The following is a 15,236-nucleotide window of genomic DNA, read 5'->3' on the forward strand; positions in this document are numbered from 1 at the left end:
GGCCGCGAAACCGCGAATGCCTCTCACGGCTGGCCACACTTGCCGAGCGACGCAGGGCGCATCAGCTCATATAAAGGCACCGGTGCACAGCGTCGATGAACAGTACGAACGAAAAGAATTCCGCGGCCCCGGTGCTGCTCTACGACGGGGTCTGCGGCTTCTGCAATCGGGGCGTGCAGCTAATCCTTCGGCTCGACCGCAACGGCACCCTGCGGTTCGCCGCACTGGACAGCGATTATGCCCAAAGGGTTCTTCGAAATCACCCGCAACTGGTCGGTGTCGATTCGGTCGTCTTCGTCGACGATCCTGGGCAGGCGAGTGAACGCGTAGCTGTCCGGTCACAAGCCGTATTCCGAGTGGTGGTTTATTTGGGCTGCCCGTGGAAGGTGCTGACGGTTGCGCGTGTCGTGCCGGCGTCGCTACTCGACTGGCTCTATGACCGATTCGCCGATATCCGCTACCGCGTTTTCGGCAAGTACGACGCGTGCCCGGTGCCGTCGCCCGAGGTTCGGTCCCGATTCCTCGACAACTGAGCGCGTCGGCGATTGAGCATCCAGATATGCCCCGACAACAGGGTGGCAAAAGCGCACCACAGCGGGTATACCGCTAGTGCTGCGCCACGCTTCCCTCGCGCGTCGATGGCCCGCCGCGTCAGATCGGCGCTGCTCGCGGTCAATGCCACGTTGAGTGCAGTGGAGGCGCCCAGATGGTGGCGGTCGAAAAACACCCACGACCAACTGCCGTTGAGGAGAAGATTGAGCAGCAGTGCCACCACATAGCCGCGCCGTTTCCGGTCCTCGCCGATCCCACGCAGCGCATCGACGCTGGTTGCGGAGACGATAGCGATGTCGGCATACAGTGCCGGCCACACGATTGGAAACACCAGCCGCGGTGGCTGATAGGACGGCTTCCGAAGCTGCACATACCAGATCGATTGGATCGCTGGTCGTGTCGCGAGTCCCCCGACCGTCGACGTCGCGATGACGGCGGCCGTCGTGGCAAGCAGAGTGGTTGCCTCGCGCCTGAACATCCGTCGGTCGCCTCTCGTCGCTAGGTTTAGGCCACGAAGACTTGCGTCAGCTCGGGCATATTCGGACAGGATTACCCTCACACACACCGGGTCCAAACTTGCTCTGCAGCCGTCGGTTCCGGCAACTACGTAATGCCTATCAATATTTAATTAACTATTAACCAAGTGAACATTCGAGTAGTCAACGTGGGTTCAGTTCGGTTCGCAGCGGGAATGCCAGGAGAACAGAGCGGCGACTTACCGCCCGCCGGGCACATCGCCACCCAAAAGGAGGGTTTGCATGCAGTGCGTCGTGTTCGGTGCAACCGGTTACCTGGGCACGCGGCTGGTTCCGCAGCTGCTCCACGCGGGGCACAAGGTGCGTGTGCTGGCGCGCCAACCGGCCAAGCTCGACGATGTGCCGTGGCGCGACCAGGTAGAGGTGGTCGAGGGCGACGTCACCGACCGCGACAGCGTGCGACAGGCGCTTGACGGGCAGCAAGTGCTTTATTACCTGGTGCACTCGCTGTTGCGCGGGGACTTCGCTGATTTCGACAACCGGGCGGCATCGACTGTCGCGGAGGCCGCCGCCGAGGCAAGGATGGCCCGCATCGTTTATGTCGGCGGAATCGTGCCCGACGGCCAGCGGCTCTCCGAGCACCTGGCCTCGCGTGCCCAAGTCGGTCAGCTGTTTCGAGAATCGGGTGTTCCCACCGTTGAGCTGCGCGCGGCCATCATCATCGGCGCGGGCTCCGCCAGCTTTGAGATGCTGCGCTATCTGACCGAGCGACTCCCACTCATGGTCACACCCCGCTGGTTGCGCACTCAAGTGCAGCCCATCGCAATCAGTGACGTCTTGTACTACTTGGTGCATGCCGCGGAGCTGCCCGACACAGTAAACCGAGCCTTCGATATCGGGGGACCCGACCGCTTTACCTATATGGAGATGATTCGCAAGTACGCCGCAGTGGCGGGTTTACAGCGGCGCATCGCGATCCCTGTCCCGGTGCTGACGCCGTGGCTCTCGGCCCAGTGGGTCAACCTGATCACCCCGATTCCGCGCCGGCTGGCGGTCTCCTTGATGGAATCGCTGGAGAACGACGTGGTGTGCTCCGAATCCGATATCAGGGCCCACATTCCGGAGCCCGCCGGCGGGCTGACGCATTACGAACAAGCAGTAGCACTCGCGCTGGCGCGTGTACGCGAACCCGAGCTTCGGACCCGATGGGCACAGAACGATGGCGGCAGCGCGCCGTCGCAGCCGCTGCCCACCGATCCGGACTGGTCCGGCGGTTTCCTTTACGACGATGTCCGACAACACCGGGTAGCCGCTGATCCGGCCTCGTTGTGGCGAGCCATTGAAACGGTGGTCGCCGAAAAACGACGATGGTCGGTTTCGCCATTGGCGTGGCCGATCCAAGGCTGGGTCCGCAGATTATCGCGGCTGTTGGGCATGCGTCGGAAACCAAACGCTGGTGTGCAAGTGCACACCGGTGAGGCCCTTGACTGGTGGCGAGTGGAGCGTGTCGATCGACCGCGGCTATTGCGGCTGCGTGCCGATGTTCCATTACCAGGTCGGCTATGGCTGGAAATGTCGGCGAGGCCCGGCAGCCACGGCGGCGCCGTATATTGGCAGCGTGCGCTCTTTCAGCCTTATGGCCTTGGCGGCCAGCTGTTTTGGGCCGGCTCAGCTGCGGCTCGAGAGACGGTGTTCAGCGGCATCGCACATGATATCACCACCGCGTGTAGCAACAGCCATGGCCGTTAAGCCACTGCGCCATCGAATGAATCAAACGAAGAAACACGATGAGTGGCAACAAATTTCGTAAAGGCGGGAATGTCAAATGGAAAAGTCATGGCAGGAGGGTTCACGGGAAGGTGGAGCAGGAGATCACCTCCGACACCGAGGCGGCCGGGCGGAAAGTGCGCGCGTCAAAGGACGAGCCGCAATACAGAGTACGCAGTAGCAAGACCGGCGCAGACGCCGTGCACAAGCCGAGCGCGCTGAAGCGCACTGATTGAAAACCGACGAATACCACCGCTAGGAGACGTGGAATGGCCAATGACGACGACGCCACTTGGAATCAGTTCCACAACACTGTCAACATGACTGCGCGGGAGCTGGAGAAGTGGCTCGAGACTGACGAATCGCACGGTGTAGGACAAAAACGGCGCGGCCAAGAGTCAACCGGTCACGTCAGCGGCCGTCGCATCGTGGCCATCCTCAAGTCAAAGCGGTCCGAGTTGAGCGCCGACGACTATGCGCACATGCGCAAGGTCGTCGGCTATGCGAAGCGACACCTGGCCCAACGTCCCAGCGACGATATCCAGGAAACCGATTGGCGCTACTCATTGATGAACTGGGGTCACGACCCAGCGAAGTCCGGTTGACGCTCACGCCGCTCGGTGTGACAACTAGCTCTGTTAGTGTCCGCCGGAGCGCGCAGCCTTGAACTGGCGAGCACCCTCGAGGTGGTCGACGACCCGGCTGGGATAGCCGGCGGGAGACGACTCCAACTCCCACGGTGTGTGTACTTTTGCGCCCTCGATGTGGGAAAGCTCGCGGATCCAACGGCGTACGTAGTCCCCGGCAGGGTCGTAGCGCTCCGCTTGGCGCTGCGGGTTGAGCACCCGATGGGGGCGGGTGTCGGTGCCAGTGCCGGCGACCCACTGCCAGTTCAGCTGATTATTGGCAATGTCCCCGTCGACAAGCAGGCTCATGAAGTGGTCGGCCCCCTGCCGCCAATCGACATACATGGTCTTGGCCAAGAAGCTGGCAGTAATCAACCGCGCCCGGTTGTGCATCCACCCTTCAGCGGCCAATTGGCGCATCCCAGCATCGACAATCGGGTACCCGGTGCGTCCTTGCCGCCAAATCTCGAGTAACCGCGGTTCGCGTCGCCAGTCGTCGTAGCGGGCCCGATAGTCCGTCTGCGACGCGTCGGGACGGGCAGCAAGAACTTGGTGGTGGAAATCGCGCCAAGCAAGTTGGCGGACAAATGCTTCGCGTCCCGCGGTGGCGCGCCCGGTCCGTTGCACGACTTCGCTTGACGAGAGACACCCAAAATGCAGATACGGGGACAACCGAGACGTCGCATCGGCCGCCAGGTCGTCATGACAAGAGTCGTAGCGATCGACCGGGCCGGCGAGCCAACTTTGCAACAGTCGGCGTGCGGTCCGTTCCCCACCGACGGCCAACTGCGGCGACGGCTGCCCAGCGCAGAGCTGTCCGGCGTCGGGCAGCGCCTCACTGTGTGTGTCAGGCACGGTCAGCAATCGTGGTCCCGTCAACACTTTGCGCCCAGCGGTCCGGCCCCATCGTCGGTAGTACGGGGTGAAGACAGCGAAGTGATCAGAGCCTGCAGGAGCTATCGCACCAGGATCGGATGCCGTCACGCTGGCGGCATGCACGGTGAGCCGGCAACCTTGCTTCTGCAGAGCGCCACTCAACCGCTGCTCGCGCCGCTGGCTGTAGGCGCTGACATCGGCCGCGATATGGACATCAGTAACCGACAGTTCGCGGACCAACCGCACCACCTCGGTCACTAGTTGGCCGCGCCGCAGGATAAGTCGCCCACCGATTCGGCGTAATTCATCGTCGAGTTCGCGAAGCGCTGAACTTAGGAATGCAGCCTTATTCGGCGTGAGGTAGCTGCTGGCAAGTATGGCCTGATCGAGCACAAATACCGGCGCTACGGCTCCCTTGGCTTTGTGTGCGGCCGTCAGCACCGGGTTGTCGCGGACCCGAAGGTCCCTGGTAAACAGCGCCATCGCGATCGTCATGAACGCCAGCCTCGCCTTTCCCGCAACGTCGACACCCGCCACCTTACATTGGTTAACAGTTAAGAATATGAAATAGCTTTCGCGTAGCCCAGTCGCTGGAGCCTGTACCATCGAGAGAGGTTGAGTTCGCAGCCTGTGGTCCAAACCGTCCCCGATACATCGGTCACAGGGAGTCGCGAATGTCGGAATCCCGGGGGCTTTCCCCAACCGAGGCCTCAAAATTCCTTCGTGTTTGCCGCGGCGAGCAACGGTCCGGGCCGTTGGCCTTCTCACTGCATGTGCATGGCGCTGCGCGCTTCACGGTCGTCGAGGTCTCCGGTGAGATTGATGCAAGCAACTTCAATCAGTTCCGAACGTTCGTCGCCGAACCCATTAATGCGCACCAAAACTTCGTCGTTGACCTCAACAGTGTCGCCTTCATCGACCTTTCAGGCGTACGGACACTTCTCGGCATCGACGAGCACTGCCGACGGATCGGTCTTGCGTGGCTGCTGGTACCCGGCGACGCAGTGAAACATCTGCTGCGACTGTTGGATTACGGCCGCCTGTTGCCCACCTTCGGTTCGGTGGATGCGGCTGTAGAACGGCTTGCGTTGATCGATGCCGGGGCGCCGTCACGATAAGCGCTTCTATGGTGGTGTCGGCGGTGGCCGGCACGCCGCGCTCGTCAGGCACATATTCGGGTTGTGGTGGACTGCTAACGCCAGACGACACGCTGCATCAAGTGACGGGCGTACCGGGCACCTCAGAATGCTCCGGATAGGCTGGTCGAGGTATCGCTGAGTAGGAAGCGGTCAGGTGACCAAGCGGGGCATAAAAAATCCTCCGCCGAGCCGGGCGGAGCTGGAAAAGCTGATGTCGGTCGATATGCGGGCAATTACTGCGCAATCCGATCGCATCGCCCGCTACTTCGCGCGTCACAACGGTGTCAACAGCAGCGACTGCCAAGCCTTACTGCACATCATGGTGGCTGAGACATCCGGCGATCCGTTGACCTTGTCGGAGCTTCGCCAACGCATGGATGTCTCGCCGGCAGCTATCACTTATCTGGTCGACCGGATGATCGAGGCGGGGCATATCCGGCGGGAGCCTGACCCGGCGGATCGCCGGAAATCGCTGCTCCGTTACGAGGCGCAAGGTATGGCGCTGGGTCGTGCGTTCTTCGAACCGCTCGGCGCCCATCTGCGTTCCGCCGTCGCCGATTTACGCGACCGAGATCTCGTGGCTGCGCATCGCGTCTTCGCCGCAATGATCGACGCGATGTCCACGTTCGAGGCCGAACTCTCTAAGCCGCGGCCAAAACCGTCAACCGGCGTTAGGCGTCGTGCCAAAGCCACCGCTCGGCCGCGCAAAACCAGAAGTTGAGTCACTCACTCCGCGGTACGTACCCGGATTCCGTCGCCGAACTGAGAGCGCGCAATGTTCGACGCGGTCGGCCCCTCCAGCCACGCCGCCGGTCGCGGCGAATCCGGCGGCGACCCTACGCGCACCGTCGGTCATCGCTACCGCGTTTCGCACTGCGGCCCGAAGCCGGGCGGCAGTGAGCCGCTTAGCCGGCAGCCGGGTGCCGCAACGCGCCACTTGTACGCGGCGTGCGACTTCGGCCTGATCGCGGGCGAAAGGCACGACACACACGGGCACTCCACGGTCAAGCGCTTTCAGCGTGGTCCCCATTCCCCCATGGGTTACCGCGCAGATCGCGCGGTCAAGCACGACACCATGCGGCGCAAAGCGGCATACGGTGGCGTTGGATGTTTGCGGGAGACCGCTTGGGATACCAGCCGGAAAAGTCGCAACGACGTGAACCGGCTCGTCGGCCAGCGCCTGCAACGCAACACGCCCCAGCCGTGCGTCGGCTTGCTCGATGGAAGATGTGCTGACCAACACGACTGGTTCGTCAATGTCAGCCATCCAGCCGGGCACCGAGGTCGGATTCGGCTCGAACGCGCAGGCACCGATGAGGTGTACCGAGTCGCCCCAGCCCGGATGCGGATACTCGAATGGTTCGCCGCCGACTGCCAGCATGGGTGCCCGCCGCATCAACTCGTCCACCGAACGAACGTGCGGCACATTCACGGCGGTACGAATTGCGTTGACACGCGGCAACATCGGCCGGTCGAAAAGATGCCGTACGAATGGGCGAACCGCAGCGTCGCGAATAATGCCGGCAATTCCCGGTAAGGGCCGCAAGCCAGGGCCAAATGGCGGTACACCACGTGACCTCAAGTATGGAGTGAACGGCGAAAACACCAACCACGGAACCCCGCTGGCTTCGGCTGTCGTCATAGCACCCCAGCAGTTCGCATCGACGATGACGACATCGGGCCGTACCCGTCTGATGGCACCCCAGATATCGTCGACTTCAAGCGCAGCCCGCCGACAGAGGACGTCGATCGACATTGACAAAACTGTCAGCGCATCCTGCGTCGACCAGTCCTCACCGCGGATGGCCTCGATTCGCGGATCGACAGCCTCTGTGTTGAAGCCGAGCCCGCGCATCGTCGCTACTTGCGACGACATGGCGCGAAGGTGAACATGGTGACCGCGCTTCGCAAGTTCCGACAACAACGCGCTGACCGGATAAAGATGACCCAGTGCCGGTGACACGTAAGTGAGAATTATTGCCACGGCATCACGCCAGATTTGTCAGCCGGATGGCGCGCAGCGCTGTCAGGTCTGGGGTGCCACAACCGTGCAAGCAGATACGAAGCTCATCGATGAAGCGCTGCAGCCAATCCGTGACGGCCACATCGGATTCGATCGCCGCCTCGAGAAGCGGCCGCGCGATTGCAACTACGTCGGCGCCAAGCACGATGGCCTTGGCCGCGTCCATGCCGGTGCGGATGCCCCCCGATGCGACGAGTTCCATTTGAGGCAGCGCTTCGCGCACCTCGATGACTGCCCGTGAAGTCGGAATACCCCACTCGGCGAGATGGGGGTAGCGCACCTCCCCGTAGCGGACCAGCTGTTCGACGCGCGACCACGACGTACCGCCTGCACCCGCCACATCGATGGCAGCCAACGGTAGGCCATTACCCAACCGAGTCAGTTCCGCGACCGCCGAGGCACCGATACCATGGCCGACTTCCTTGAGCAGCAGCGGATAATCAAGCGCATCCGCGACATCGTACAGATGACTGAGCGATCCAGCGAAGTCCGTATCACCGTGTCGCTGCATGGCTTCCTGCAGCGGATTCGTGTGCACCGCAAGTGCATTTGCATCGACTCGGTCGAGTGCCTTCGCGATATTCGGTACAGCCTCCTTGGTCAGCTGGGCCAAACCGATGTTGCCCAATAGCAATACGTCCGGAGCCACGTTGCGGACCGCAAAGCTGGCTGCGGCCTGTTCGCCTCGGGCTTCGTCGAGCATGATCCGCTGCGAGCCCAGCATCATTCCGATGCCCAGCTCCTGTGCGGCCACAGCCAGATTCCGATTGATCGTGCCGGAGAGTTCGGCGCCGCCCGTCATCGCTCCAATTAGCAGCGGCGCGCGCAAAGGAACGCCCATGAACTCAGTCGACAAGTCGATGTCGGCGAGGCTGGTCTGCGTCAATGCGTTGTAGGGCAACCGATAACGTTCCAGCCCGGTGGTCACACCCGTGTAGTTGACGTCGCCGTCAAGGCACACGTCGATGTGGCGACGTTTGCGCCTGGCGATCCCGTCGGGTTCAACGGTCATCGTGAAATGGCCGGCGGCGGCGATTGAGTACCCAGATATGGGTCGACAACACGGTGGCGAAGAAGCACCACAGGGGGTAGAGGCCTAACGGCGCCGCGCGCGGGCCACCCGCCGCGACCGCACGACGGGTCAAGTCGGCGCTACTTGCGGTCAAGGCGCCCGCAACCGCGGCCGAGGTGGCTAAATAGTGGCGGTTGAAGAACAGCCACGACCAGCTGCCATTGAGGAGCAGGTTGATACCAAGTGCCGTCTGATAAGCGCGGACTTGCTTCTGGTCATCGCTGTCGTGCAACTGGTCGATCGTGGACGCGGATACAACCGCGATATCGGCGTAGAGCGCCGGCCACACCACCGGAAAAACCTGTCCCGGCGGCTGATAGAAGGGCTTGCGCAACCGCGCATACCACTTGGATTGAACCGACGGTCCGCTGGCCAATCCGCCAACTACCGATACGACGGCGACTGAGGCAGCCGTGGCGATGAATGTCGAGATACGCACTGCTCGTCTCCTCCCTCTTAGACTCGGCTGTCGTATACCCGCCTGACTGGCGGCGTACTACGCCGACGGCGGCGACATCGCTGATGATGTGAGCTCGTCCTGAAAGCGGCGCATCGCATCTAAAAGCGCAGTCAATACCCGGTGCGCCGAGACCAGCTCGGTATCGGACACATCCGCCATCGTGGCGTGAGTGTGTGCGGCCAACGGTGTAAAGAACGCAACAGCGGTGTCGCGGCCGTGATCGGCATAACGCAAGATCACCTTGCGTCGATCCGCGGAGTCAGAGTCACGCCAGATATGACCGGAGCCGATCATGCGTTCTACCAAGTAGGTGATTGCAGAGCCGGATAATCCCAATTTTTGACGCAATTCCCCCGACGTCAATGGGGTGCCGCCCGACTCCGCTACCAATATGTACAGCAGCGCGCGAAAGTCGGTGGCGTGCACCTGATGGGCAGCAGCGAACAATCGGCCGATCTGGTCGGATTCGGCCGAGAGAGCACGCGCGTCGGCCGATATCAATGCTTCCAGCTCCCGCCGGTCAGCACCCTGGTCGGGATTCATCAGAACCGCAGCATACCGCGATTTGACCAGTTTGTTCAGTTGATTAATTTTTAAATGGATGAAATGCTTTCTCGGTGGTGTGGGAGCGCCTGTCCGCCGCCGTCACCGGACGTCGTTCGTGGCTAGCGGCTCTGGCGGTCATTGTGGTCGCGGCTGCCTTGATGGCGTTGAGCGGCGGCAATAGCGCCGCTGGGCAGTCACCGGTGTCGGTGCCCACGTCGTCGGATTCGGCCATAGCCGCTGCAACGCTTCATCAGTTTCCCGGAGGTGAGCAGACCTCGGCGATCTTAGTAGCCGTTCGCAAAGACGGGTCGGCGCTGACGTCTGCCGATTTGTCGGCGGTGGAGCAGGCCCGGAACCGCATGCGACAGATCCCGCAAGCACCTTCCGGCCCGTCGTCTCCGGTGATTGCGTCAAGTGACGGCAAAGCAGCAATCGCGACCGTGCCGTTGCGCGGCGAGCTGTCCGGGTTCGACCTCAGCGACGCAGTGGAAGCGCTTCGCGGGGCTACGGCCGACGGGCTGCCATCGGAGCTGACCGCGCAGGTCACCGGCGGGCCCGCGTTCGGCGCCGATATCGCCAACGCGTTTTCCGGCGCCAACGTCACGCTGCTCGCGGTGACCGCCTTCGTTGTCGCGCTGTTGCTGATCGCCACCTACCGTTCGCCGGTGTTGTGGCTGGTGCCGCTGATGGTGATCGCGTTGGCCGACCGGGTCGCCACAGTGGTGGGCACCGAGGTTGCGAAGGCGGCCGGAGTAACGTTCGACGGCTCAACCTCTGGCATCACTAGTGTCTTGGTGTTCGGCGCGGGAACTAACTACGCGCTGTTGCTGATCTCGCGCTACCGCGAGGAGTTGCGCAACGAGGCCAATCATCGCGGGGCATTGCAGCGCGCCGTGCGAGCGGCCGGCCCCGCCGTCCTGGCCAGTAACGCCACGGTTGTGCTGGCTCTGCTCACGCTGATCTTGGCGCTAACTCCGAGCACCCGAAGTTTGGGTATCTGTGCGGCATGCGGGCTTGTCGTCGCAGCGCTATTTGTCCTGTTTGTGTTGCCACCGGTGCTGGGAGTGTGTGGTCGACGCATCTTCTGGCCGTTCATTCCACACGCCGGCGGCTCGCAATCGACGACAACCGGCGCATGGCACCGCGTGGCGAATGCGGTCGGCCGGCGACCGGGACCGGTCTGCGCCGTGGCGGTCACCGTGTTGGCCGCATTGGTCCTCGGCCTACTCGAAACGCGCACCGGGCTCTCCCAGACCGAGCAGTTCCGCGTTCGAGCTGACTCGGTAGCCGCATTCGACACGTTGGCCGCACACTTCCCCGGCGGAGCATCCGACCCGACGGTCGTGATCGCGTCCACCCAGAAGGCAAGGCCGGTGCAGAAGGCCATCACCGCGACGCCGGGTGTTGTCTCAGCGACTCCATCGGGAACCTCGCCCACCGGACAGACAAAGTGGTCGGTGGTGATCGATGCCGCTCCATCAACCACGAGAGCGTTCGAAACCATTGCGGCTCTGCGTGAGTCGACACGCACTGCGGATCCAACGGTTCTGGTGGGCGGTCCGGACGCGCAGGCGCTCGATATTCGTGATGCCGCCGTACGGGATCGCCTCGTCCTGATTCCGGCGATTCTGACGGTTGTATTGGTCGTGCTGTACGCGCTGCTGCGGGCAATGCTCGCACCGCCGGCGCTGATGGCTGCCACAGTGCTCAGCGCGCTGGCTGCGCTCGGCTTGGGCGGTTGGACCAGCATTCACCTTTTCGGTTTTCCGGCGCTGGACAACAGCACACCACTATTCGCATTCTTGTTTCTGGTGGCGCTAGGTGTCGACTACACCATCTTTCTGGTTACCCGCGCCCGCGAGGAAACCCCGGACCATGGCACCCGAGACGGCATGATTCGCGCGGTCTCCGCCACCGGCGGAGTGATCACCAGCGCGGGAATCGTTTTGGCGGCGGTGTTTTGCGTACTAGGTGTGCTGCCGTTGATCGTGTTGACCCAGTTGGGCATCATCGTGGGGCTCGGCATCTTGCTAGACACCTTCGTAGTTCGAACGCTGGTCATCCCGGCGCTATTCGCACTGATCGGTGATCGGATCTGGTGGCCAGTTTTGCGTCCGCGCGCTGATAGCGTCATAACGCTCGCCGGCGACCGTGATCGACGGCGGGGGGCGACTGGCCGGCCGGATACTGGCGGTTCGTCAGGCGGGCGCCATCGACGTTAGTCAATTTCGAAATGCAGCCCTACATGTAATCGCCTGCGGGGTCGAGCTTTCCCTATGAGTTGACAGGTAAAAGCTCGAAAATGTGCTGAGCGAAGGATCCGTCGCAACCTGCGATTTCGTGACCACGGTTGAACCTTGCCGACTAGGCAGCAGCGGGTTTAATCTCCAGCCCGATGTGGACCTTGTCGACTCCGCCGCGCACGATCGTGTGCGGAACGAACCACCAGGCGTGCCACCAGTACCGCTTAACCACAGTCTCGTACACGCGTTTGGTCTCTGATTTGGGCAGCACCCGAGCGACCGCCTCGACCGGTTCGCCCTTTGGCCTTCCCAGCACGCCGCACCGTTGAATGGTCACCCGAGGCGTGTTGCGGATGCGTTTGGTTTTCCACGATCCGTCATCGGTGATCACCAGCAGTTGGTCGCCATCCGGCGCGCCCCACACCGCGGTGGGCTTCGGCTTGCCCTCCTTAGTGAACGTGGTCAGCAGCAGATACTTGCTCCGGTAAACGTCGGCGAATGTCGGCGGCACGCTTCCAAAGTAGCCGGTATTAATCCGGAGTTAGCGAGCCGCCTTTTTCCGTTCGATGTCGGCCAGCGCTGCAGCCAGTTCGGCGCGCTGGGCAGCCGACGTCTCCCAGGCCAGCTGCCGGTTTTTGACCACCTTGGCCGGCGCGCCGACCGCGATCGAGTAGTCCGGAATGTCGCCTCTGACCACGGCGTGCGACCCCAGCACACAGCCGCGGCCGATCGTCGTGCCCCGCAGCACCGTCACTTTCACCCCGACCCAGGTGTCCGGCCCGATCCGCACCGGGCTCTTGACGATGCCTTGGTCTTTGATCGGCAGCGTGATGTCGTCCATCCGGTGGTCGAAATCGCAGATGTAGCACCAGTCGGCCATCAGCACCGAATCGCCGATCTCGATGTCGAGGTAGGTGTTGACGACGTTGTCCCGGCCGAGCACCACCTTGTCCCCAAACCGCAGCGAGCCCTCGTGGGCGCGGATGGTGTTCTTATCGCCGATGTGCACCCAGCGGCCGATCTCCAGCTGCGCCAGCTCCGGGGTCGCGTGGATCTCCACGCCCTTGCCGAGGAACACCATGCCGCGGGTGATGATGTGCGGGTTGGCCAACTTGAACTTCAGCAGCCGCCAGTAGCGAACCAAGTACCACGGTGTGTAGGCGCGGTTGGCCAGCACCCACTTCAGCGATGCCAGCGTCAAGAACTTGGCCTGGCGCGGGTCACGCAGCCGCGAACCTCGCCACCGGGTATGCAGGGGTGCCCCCCACATGGTCGTCATGGCCGAAAATCCTAGTCCGGCGCCGATGCAGACCGCGGACCGGTCTGAGGAGTAGCCGGACAATCAGAAACAGCCTGACGCCGATGCGGGACGCAGAGCGTCGGCCCTCCTCGGTTACTCTCGGCACCGTGTTCTGGCCGACGTCCGTTTCGCCGCGTGCACGGATTGTGGCCCCGCAACCCACCACCCGGCGCCTCGCTGCAGTAGCGGTCACGCTGTTAATGGTCACGCTGGCCGGATGCCGCAACACCGACTCGTGGGTGGACGCCGCGTCAGCCCCGGCCTGGCCGGCCCAATACGGCGATGCCGCCAACAGCAGCTACACCCCGACGGTCGGGGCCACCGCGCTGAGCCTGCGCTGGACCCGCTCGGTCAAAGGCAGCCTGGCGGCCGCACCGGCACTCAGCGGGCGCGGCTGGCTGGTGCTCAACGCCCAGACTCCGGGCGGTTGCTCGCTGATGGAGTGGGAGAACGACGACAACGGCCGGCAGCGCTGGTGCACCCGGCTGTATCAGGGCGGTGGATTTTTCGGTCCACTCTTCGACGGCTTTGACAACGTCTACATCGGCCAACCCGGCGCGATGCTGTCCTTCCCGCCCACGCAGTGGATCCGCTGGCGAGCACCGGTGATCGGAATGCCCTCCACCCCAAGGTTTCTCGACGACGGTCAGCTGCTGGTGATCACCCACTTGGGTCAGGTGCTGGTCTTCGACGCCCGCCGCGGAGTCACCGCCGGCAGCCCGTTGGACTTGGTCGACGGAATTGACCCGACCGATTTCACCCGCGGACTGGCCGACTGCGCGCCGGCGCGCTCCGGTTGCCCGGTCGCCGCGGCGCCGGCGTTCTCGGCGGCCAGCAAAACGGTAGTGGTGAGCCTGTGGGAGCCGGGTGCGGCGGCGCCGGTGCTGGTCGGGCTGAAATACCACCGGGGTCAAAACCCGCTGCTGACCCGGGATTGGACCAGCGACGCCGTCACCGCCGGCGTGCTGGCCAGCCCGGTGCTGTCCGCCGACGGTTCGACCGTCTACGTCAATGGCCGCGATCAGCAGCTATGGGCGCTGCACGCCTCCGACGGAAAGCCGAAATGGTCGGTGCCGCTGAAGTTTTTGGCGCAGACACCGCCCGCGGTCACCCCGGGCGGGCTGATCGTGTCCGGCGGCGGCCCCGACACACAGCTGGTCGCGTTCAAGGACGCCGGCGACCACGCCGAGCAGGTGTGGCGCCGCGACGACGTCACCCCACTGTCGTCGTCGAGCCTGGCCGGTGCCGCCGTCGGCTACACCGTGGCCCGCAGCGGGGACGGCATGTCGCTGCTGGTTTTCGATCCGAAGGACGGCCATACCCTCAACAGCTATCCGCTGCCGGAGGCCACCGGGTACCCGGTCGGTGTGGCGGTCGGCAACGATCGTCGGGTGGTCGTCGCCACCAGCGCCGGGCAGGTGTACAGCTACGCCCCGGCCTGAGGCCCGCCAAGTAGCCGATCTACACCGTCAGCGGCGGGATGGCGTTGCGCGGCACCTGGGCCTGGGCGGCACCGGCGAAGGGCGGCAGTAGTTCTCCCGGCGCAAAGTAAAAGATCAACTGGTCGTCGGTAATGCCAAAGTTCTGATAGTGCGACGAGTCGAGGCCGGCACCGGGCTGGATTGCCGCGCCCAGCCCGGTCTGGCGTCCCAGGTCGCGCTGCACGATCGGATAGATGGCATCCAGCGGCTTGCTGCCCGGCGCGAACAGCGTGTCGAACGTGATGGGCTGGTGTCGCTCCAGGTCGTAATTGAACCCCTTGTAGAAGGTCGACGGGCGTGGGCCGCCGACGTCCTGGAATATCTTGAGCACCACGCTGCGGGTGCCCTTCGGCGGTTGCCCGGAACGGTACTGCTCGGACGTCACATCCATTTGATAGGGCTGGTCGCGCGGCCCAGAGGTCTGCGCCACGCTGACGAATCCGTCCCGGTTCTGGGTCAGGTAATCGATCAGCGCCTGCTGGTCGGGGTAGTCGACCGGAAACCGCATGTCGAGGGTGTAAGTGGCGTTCGAGGTGTGGACGTGACACATCTGTCCGCTCTCCACGCTGCCGCCCAGGCTGGCGCACGACGGATCCGCCGCCGCCACCGGCCCGCTCGGCCAGCCCGTCAAGGCTGCGGCCGCCAGCACCGCGGCCACGATCACATTGCGCATTC

17 protein-coding genes are annotated in these 15,236 nt (G+C 63.4%); 8 read left to right on the forward strand and 9 right to left on the reverse strand.

All coding sequences use genetic code 11. From position 1 onward, the window contains the following. Window positions 1–95 precede the first annotated feature (95 nt). Window positions 96–533, forward strand: coding sequence for a thiol-disulfide oxidoreductase DCC family protein (locus A5707_RS23135; protein ID WP_082969329.1), 438 nt, complete (start codon window positions 96–98; stop codon window positions 531–533). On the opposite strand, the gene A5707_RS07770 is transcribed toward A5707_RS23135, so the two are convergent. Further along, a complete protein-coding gene (locus A5707_RS07770; RefSeq protein WP_065013924.1) occupies window positions 458–1,030 on the reverse strand; it encodes a TspO/MBR family protein in 573 nt (190 codons plus the stop codon). The two genes, A5707_RS23135 and A5707_RS07770, sit on opposite strands and share 76 nt — an antisense overlap. 280 nt (window positions 1,031–1,310) lie before the next feature. Here A5707_RS07770 and A5707_RS07775 point away from each other — a divergent pair, with 280 nt between their 5' ends. The 3 genes from A5707_RS07775 to A5707_RS07785 are packed head-to-tail and all read left to right on the forward strand — an operon-like array spanning window position 1,311 to window position 3,400. Beyond that, window positions 1,311–2,777: a DUF2867 domain-containing protein gene (locus A5707_RS07775; RefSeq protein ID WP_065013925.1), complete on the forward strand. Its 1,467-nt coding sequence runs from the start codon at window positions 1,311–1,313 to the stop codon at window positions 2,775–2,777. Between the two features lie 38 nt (window positions 2,778–2,815). Continuing rightward, window positions 2,816–3,031: a DUF2945 domain-containing protein gene (locus A5707_RS07780; protein WP_065013926.1), complete on the forward strand. Its 216-nt coding sequence runs from the start codon at window positions 2,816–2,818 to the stop codon at window positions 3,029–3,031. A 33-nt stretch (window positions 3,032–3,064) separates the two neighbouring features. Then, the gene (locus A5707_RS07785; protein ID WP_065013927.1) at window positions 3,065–3,400 is read left to right on the forward strand and encodes a DUF3140 domain-containing protein; all 336 of its coding nucleotides are present in this window, start codon (window positions 3,065–3,067) and stop codon (window positions 3,398–3,400) included. A 33-nt stretch (window positions 3,401–3,433) separates the two neighbouring features. Here A5707_RS07785 and A5707_RS07790 read toward each other — a convergent pair whose 3' ends face one another. Beyond that, window positions 3,434–4,792 (reverse strand): cryptochrome/photolyase family protein, encoded by a 1,359-nt coding sequence (locus A5707_RS07790; protein WP_065013928.1) that lies wholly within the window; start codon window positions 4,790–4,792, stop codon window positions 3,434–3,436. A gap of 179 nt (window positions 4,793–4,971) precedes the next feature. Between A5707_RS07790 and A5707_RS07795 the strand changes: the two genes are divergently transcribed. Both A5707_RS07795 and A5707_RS07800 read left to right on the forward strand, forming a co-directional pair. Further along, a complete protein-coding gene (locus A5707_RS07795; protein WP_082969330.1) occupies window positions 4,972–5,415 on the forward strand; it encodes an STAS domain-containing protein in 444 nt (147 codons plus the stop codon). A 175-nt stretch (window positions 5,416–5,590) separates the two neighbouring features. Continuing rightward, on the forward strand, window positions 5,591–6,157 hold the full coding sequence (locus tag A5707_RS07800) for a MarR family winged helix-turn-helix transcriptional regulator (protein ID WP_065013930.1): 567 nt from the start codon (window positions 5,591–5,593) through the stop codon (window positions 6,155–6,157). Here the strand turns inward: A5707_RS07800 and A5707_RS23140 are convergent. The 4 genes from A5707_RS23140 to A5707_RS07820 are packed head-to-tail and all read right to left on the reverse strand — an operon-like array spanning window position 6,098 to window position 9,534. After that, entirely contained in the window at window positions 6,098–7,420 is a 1,323-nt protein-coding gene (locus tag A5707_RS23140) for a glycosyltransferase (RefSeq protein ID WP_082969331.1), read from the reverse strand. The genes A5707_RS07800 and A5707_RS23140 overlap by 60 nt on opposite strands. 4 nt (window positions 7,421–7,424) lie before the next feature. Next, window positions 7,425–8,471 carry a type 2 isopentenyl-diphosphate Delta-isomerase gene (gene fni, locus A5707_RS07810; protein WP_065013932.1) on the reverse strand — a complete coding sequence of 349 codons (1,047 nt, stop codon included), beginning with the start codon at window positions 8,469–8,471 and terminating at the stop codon, window positions 7,425–7,427. After that, complete coding sequence (locus A5707_RS07815; RefSeq protein WP_065013933.1) at window positions 8,461–8,970, reverse strand: TspO/MBR family protein; 510 nt, start codon at window positions 8,968–8,970, stop codon at window positions 8,461–8,463. The genes fni and A5707_RS07815 overlap by 11 nt, the downstream gene beginning before the upstream one ends. A 57-nt stretch (window positions 8,971–9,027) precedes the next feature. Further along, a complete protein-coding gene (locus A5707_RS07820; RefSeq protein WP_065013934.1) occupies window positions 9,028–9,534 on the reverse strand; it encodes a MarR family winged helix-turn-helix transcriptional regulator in 507 nt (168 codons plus the stop codon). Between the two features lie 74 nt (window positions 9,535–9,608). Between A5707_RS07820 and A5707_RS07825 the strand changes: the two genes are divergently transcribed. Further along, window positions 9,609–11,759 (forward strand): MMPL family transporter, encoded by a 2,151-nt coding sequence (locus tag A5707_RS07825; protein WP_065013935.1) that lies wholly within the window; start codon window positions 9,609–9,611, stop codon window positions 11,757–11,759. Between the two features lie 142 nt (window positions 11,760–11,901). Here the strand turns inward: A5707_RS07825 and A5707_RS07830 are convergent, their stop codons facing one another. Further along, window positions 11,902–12,291, reverse strand: a complete 390-nt coding sequence (locus A5707_RS07830) for a PPOX class F420-dependent oxidoreductase (RefSeq protein WP_065013936.1) — start codon at window positions 12,289–12,291, stop codon at window positions 11,902–11,904. 30 nt (window positions 12,292–12,321) lie between these two features. Beyond that, on the reverse strand, window positions 12,322–13,059 hold the full coding sequence (locus A5707_RS07835) for an acyltransferase (protein ID WP_065013937.1): 738 nt from the start codon (window positions 13,057–13,059) through the stop codon (window positions 12,322–12,324). A 221-nt stretch (window positions 13,060–13,280) separates the two neighbouring features. Between A5707_RS07835 and A5707_RS07840 the strand changes: the two genes are divergently transcribed. After that, entirely contained in the window at window positions 13,281–14,522 is a 1,242-nt protein-coding gene (locus A5707_RS07840; protein ID WP_082969332.1) for a PQQ-binding-like beta-propeller repeat protein, read from the forward strand. Between the two features lie 19 nt (window positions 14,523–14,541). Here A5707_RS07840 and A5707_RS07845 read toward each other — a convergent pair whose 3' ends face one another. Next, window positions 14,542–15,234, reverse strand: coding sequence for an esterase (locus A5707_RS07845; RefSeq protein ID WP_065013938.1), 693 nt, complete (start codon window positions 15,232–15,234; stop codon window positions 14,542–14,544). Between the last annotated feature and the right edge of the window lie 2 nt (window positions 15,235–15,236).

It is taken from the genome of Mycobacterium kyorinense (assembly GCF_001672775.1).
Taxonomy (GTDB): domain Bacteria; phylum Actinomycetota; class Actinomycetes; order Mycobacteriales; family Mycobacteriaceae; genus Mycobacterium; species Mycobacterium kyorinense_A.

Coding starts and splice junctions, on each gene's coding strand:
- A5707_RS23135 (WP_082969329.1), top strand. CDS start 96: ATGAACAGTACGAACGAAAAGAATTCCGCGGCCCCGGTGCTGCTCTAC.
- A5707_RS07770 (WP_065013924.1), bottom strand. CDS start 1,030: ATGTTCAGGCGCGAGGCAACCACTCTGCTTGCCACGACGGCCGCCGTC.
- A5707_RS07775 (WP_065013925.1), top strand. CDS start 1,311: ATGCAGTGCGTCGTGTTCGGTGCAACCGGTTACCTGGGCACGCGGCTG.
- A5707_RS07780 (WP_065013926.1), top strand. CDS start 2,816: ATGAGTGGCAACAAATTTCGTAAAGGCGGGAATGTCAAATGGAAAAGT.
- A5707_RS07785 (WP_065013927.1), top strand. CDS start 3,065: ATGGCCAATGACGACGACGCCACTTGGAATCAGTTCCACAACACTGTC.
- A5707_RS07790 (WP_065013928.1), bottom strand. CDS start 4,792: ATGACGATCGCGATGGCGCTGTTTACCAGGGACCTTCGGGTCCGCGAC.
- A5707_RS07795 (WP_082969330.1), top strand. CDS start 4,972: ATGTCGGAATCCCGGGGGCTTTCCCCAACCGAGGCCTCAAAATTCCTT.
- fni (WP_065013932.1), bottom strand. CDS start 8,471: ATGACCGTTGAACCCGACGGGATCGCCAGGCGCAAACGTCGCCACATC.
- A5707_RS07820 (WP_065013934.1), bottom strand. CDS start 9,534: ATGAATCCCGACCAGGGTGCTGACCGGCGGGAGCTGGAAGCATTGATA.
- A5707_RS07835 (WP_065013937.1), bottom strand. CDS start 13,059: ATGACGACCATGTGGGGGGCACCCCTGCATACCCGGTGGCGAGGTTCG.
- A5707_RS07840 (WP_082969332.1), top strand. CDS start 13,281: ATGGTCACGCTGGCCGGATGCCGCAACACCGACTCGTGGGTGGACGCC.
- A5707_RS07845 (WP_065013938.1), bottom strand. CDS start 15,234: ATGCGCAATGTGATCGTGGCCGCGGTGCTGGCGGCCGCAGCCTTGACG.